The organism is Mycobacterium sp. (assembly GCF_052143115.1).
GTDB lineage: Bacteria > Actinomycetota > Actinomycetes > Mycobacteriales > Mycobacteriaceae > Mycobacterium.
The window spans coordinates 1-4,262 of sequence record NZ_JBKQTQ010000249.1 but is presented as its reverse complement, the minus strand read 5'-3'; the positions used below and the strand labels follow the sequence as shown (position 1 = coordinate 4,262).

Annotated in this window: 3 protein-coding genes; all 3 read left to right on the top strand. The window is 63.3% G+C overall.

The genetic code is table 11. The features are described 5' to 3' along the window. On the top strand, positions 1-1,701 hold a 1,701-nt coding region (gene nrdE, locus ACLQI9_RS24465; protein WP_442392320.1), incomplete at its 5' end, for a class 1b ribonucleoside-diphosphate reductase subunit alpha. Positions 1,702-1,916: 215 nt separating this feature from the next. Continuing rightward, a complete protein-coding gene (locus ACLQI9_RS24460) occupies positions 1,917-2,666 on the top strand; it encodes a TetR/AcrR family transcriptional regulator (RefSeq protein ID WP_442379010.1) in 750 nt (249 codons plus the stop codon). A 143-nt stretch (positions 2,667-2,809) separates the two neighbouring features. After that, positions 2,810-4,262: flavin-containing monooxygenase (locus ACLQI9_RS24455; protein ID WP_442379012.1), on the top strand; the 1,453-nt coding region annotated here is incomplete at its 3' end.

Here is a 4,262-nt window from a genome sequence, read left to right as displayed (position 1 = left end):
GTCGACGAGATCATCGACGGCCGGTTCCAGCCGGCCACCCCGACATTCCTCAACTCGGGCAAAAAGCAGCGCGGCGAACCAGTGAGCTGCTTTTTACTGCGCATCGAAGACAACATGGAATCGATCGGGCGGTCCATCAACTCCGCGCTGCAGCTGTCCAAGCGCGGTGGGGGAGTCGCGTTGCTGCTGAGCAACATTCGCGAGCACGGTGCGCCGATCAAAAACATCGAGAACCAGAGCTCGGGCGTCATCCCGATCATGAAGCTGCTGGAGGACTCGTTCTCCTACGCCAACCAGCTCGGTGCACGCCAGGGCGCCGGCGCGGTCTACCTGAATGCCCATCACCCGGACATCTACCGCTTCCTGGACACCAAACGGGAAAACGCCGACGAGAAGATCCGGATCAAGACGCTGAGCCTGGGCGTGGTGATTCCCGACATCACCTTCGAGCTGGCCAAGAACAACGAGGACATGTATCTATTCTCGCCGTACGACGTCGAACGCATCTACGGTGTGCCGTTCGCCGACATCTCGGTCACCGAGAAGTACTACGAGATGGTCGACGACGCGCGCATCAGCAAGACCAAGATCAAGGCCCGCGAGTTCTTCCAGACGCTGGCCGAGCTGCAATTCGAGTCCGGTTACCCCTACATCATGTACGAGGACACGGTGAACCGGGCCAACCCGATCGAGGGCAAGATCACCCACTCCAACCTGTGCTCGGAGATCCTGCAGGTGTCCACGCCGTCGTTGTTCAACGAGGATCTCACGTATGCCAAAGTGGGCAAGGATATTTCGTGCAACCTGGGTTCGCTGAACATCGCCAAGACGATGGACTCGCCCGACTTCGCGCAGACCATCGAGGTGGCGATCCGGGCGTTGACCGCGGTGAGCGACCAGACCCACATCTGGTCGGTGCCCTCGATCGAGCAGGGCAACAACGACTCGCACGCGATCGGGCTCGGTCAGATGAACCTGCACGGCTATCTGGCCCGCGAACACGTCTTCTACGGTTCCGAAGAGGGCATCGACTTCACCAACATCTACTTCTACACGGTGCTCTACCATGCGTTGCGCGCATCGAATCGCATTGCGATCGAACGCGGTACGAGTTTCAAGGGCTTCGGGCAGTCCAAGTACGCGTCGGGGGAGTTCTTCGACAAGTACACCGACCAGATCTGGGAACCCAAGACGGAAAAGGTGCGCCAGCTTTTCGCCGACGCAGAGATCCGCATCCCGGACCAAGACGACTGGCGCAAGCTGAAAGAGTCAGTGCAGGCGCACGGCATCTACAACCAGAACTTGCAGGCGGTGCCGCCGACCGGGTCGATCTCCTACATCAACAATTCGACGTCGTCGATCCACCCGATCGTGTCGAAGGTCGAGATCCGTAAGGAAGGCAAGATCGGCCGCGTCTACTACCCGGCGCCCTACATGACCAACGACAACCTGGACTACTACCAGGACGCCTACGAGATCGGCTACGAGAAGATCATCGACACGTATGCGGCGGCCACCCAGCATGTGGATCAAGGGCTCTCGCTGACGCTGTTCTTCATGGACACCGCGACCACCCGCGACGTGAACAAGGCGCAGATCTATGCCTGGCGCAAGGGCATCAAGACGCTGTACTACATCCGGCTGCGGCAGATGGCGCTGGAAGGAACCGAGGTCGAGGGCTGCGTGTCCTGCATGCTGTAGCGGCCCAGCGAGTGTAGGGGTGCGGCGACACCACGCCGCTTCCGGTCAAGCAGTAGATGCAATAGCTCTCTACTTCGCCACTACCTGCCCTGAAACGAGCTGCCCTGCTCTGCCGTAGCGCAGACCGGCTGCATCGACACGGGAGCATCAGGCGCGAAACCGCTGAGGCGCCGGTCTGCCCAGGTCAGCGGCTGCAACGCGGTAAGGTGCTTGACGTGGTCAGAATTCCCCGACCCGCCCTGCCGCACCCGGGCCCGAAGCCTGGGGTGAAGGTCGACGCGCGCAGCGAGCGCTGGCGCGAACACCGCAAAAAGGTGCGCCGGGAGATCGTCGAGGCGGCCTTCCGCGCCATCGACCGATTGGGGCCCGACCTCAGTGTCCGCGAGATCGCCGAAGAGGCCGGCACCGCCAAACCCAAGATCTACCGGCATTTCACCGACAAATCCGACCTGTTCCAGGCGATCGGGGAGCGTCTGCGCGACATGCTGTGGGCGGCCGTCTTCCCGTCGGTCGACTTTGCCACCAACTCGGCTCGCGAGATCATCCACCGCAGCGCCGAGGAGTACGTCAACCTGGTCGACGAGCATCCCAACGTGCTGCGGTTCTTCATTCAGGGCCGCTTCCCGGAGCAGTCCGAGTCGACCATGAGGACGCTGAACGAAGGCCGGGAGATCACGCTGGCGATGGCCGAGATGTTCAACAACGAGCTGCGTGAGATGGAACTCAACCCCGCCTCGATCGAACTCGCGGCCTTTGCCGCGTTCGGCTCGGCGGCGTCGGCCACCGATTGGTGGCTGGGATCCGACCCCGACAGCCCGCGGCGGATGCCCCGCGACCAGTTCGTCGAGCACCTGACCACGATCATGATGGGTGTCGTCGGTGGTACGGCCGAGCTGCTCGGCATCAAGCTGGACCCCGATCTGCCCATCCACAACGCGGTGCCGCACGACTCTGCTGCCAGCTGAGCATCGGCGGCGTTGACATCGCCGCGGACATCGACAACACTTTTCCGATACCATGGGTACCGGGTACTTGAGAAGGAAGATCGATCCGAAATGAGCCGCGCCGGCGACGATGCAGAACGAAGCGATGAGGAGGAGCGGCGCACATGAGCATTGCCGAGTCGACTACCCAGCACGAGGCGCAGGCTCTGCCCGTGCATACCCGTGCGGTCATCATCGGGACGGGTTTCGCCGGACTCGGGATGGCCATCGCGCTGCAGCGTCAGGGCGTGGACTTCGTCATCCTGGAGAAGGCCGACGAGATCGGCGGCACCTGGCGGGACAACAGCTACCCCGGTTGCGCCTGCGACGTGCCGTCGCACCTGTACTCGTTCTCGTTCGAACCGAAGGCCACGTGGAGCAAGCTGTTCTCACCGCAGCCCGAGATCCTCGACTACCTCAAGGGCGTCACCGAGAAGTACGGGCTGCGTCGCTACATCCGGTTCGGTTCTCTGGTGGATCGCGCGCATTGGGACGACAGTGAATACCGCTGGCATGTGTTCACCAAGTCCGGACAGGAGTATGTCGCCCAGTTTTTGATCTCTGGTGCCGGCGCGCTGCATATCCCGCGGCTACCCGACATCGACGGCATGGATGAATTCCGCGGTGCCGCTTTCCATTCCGCGCAGTGGGACCACAGCGTCGATCTGACCGGCAAGCGGGTGGCGGTGATCGGCACCGGGGCCAGCGCCATTCAGATCGTGCCGGAGTTGGTGCGCCGCGACGCCGGTGTGGCCGAGGTGCAGCTGTATCAGCGCACTCCGCCGTGGGTGGTGCCGCGGCCGAACAGTCTGCTGCCGGACCGGGTACGCCAAGCGTTCGCGACGGTGCCCGGTCTGCGGCTGGCGGTGCGCACGGGGATCTACTGGGGGCTCGAGGGCCTGGGCTACGCGATGACGCAACGCCCGAGCCTGCTGCGCGCGGTCGAATTGGTCGGCAAGTGGAACATTCGGCGCAGCGTTCGCGACAAGGACCTGCGCCGCAGGCTCACACCGCGCTACCGCGCGGGCTGCAAGCGAATCCTTTACGCCGGCGACTACTACCAGGCGGTGGGCAATCCGAAGACGACACTGATCACCGAGCGGATCACCCGTATCACCCCCGACGGCATCGTCACCGGCGACGGCGTCGAACACCCGGTGGACGTGATCGTGTACGCGACCGGATTCCACGTCACCGACTCCTACACCTACGTCGATATCAAGGGTCTGCGCGGCGAGGACCTGGTGGACCGATGGAACCGGGAGGGCGTGGTGGCGCATCGCGGCATCGCCGTCGCCGACATGCCGAATCTCTTCTTCCTGCTCGGACCCAACACCGGGCTGGGCCACACCTCGGTGGTCTTCATGATCGAGTCGCAGATCCACTATGTCGCCGAGGCGATCGCGACGGTCGAGAAGTTCGGAGCGCAGGCGCTGGCGCCCAGCCGCTCCGCTCAGGACCAATTCAACGCCGAGTTGCAGGACAAGCTGGCCGGCTCGGTCTGGAACACCGGCGGCTGCAGCAGCTGGTACCTCGACGAGCACGGCGTCAACCGGACGCTGTGGAGCGGGATGACCT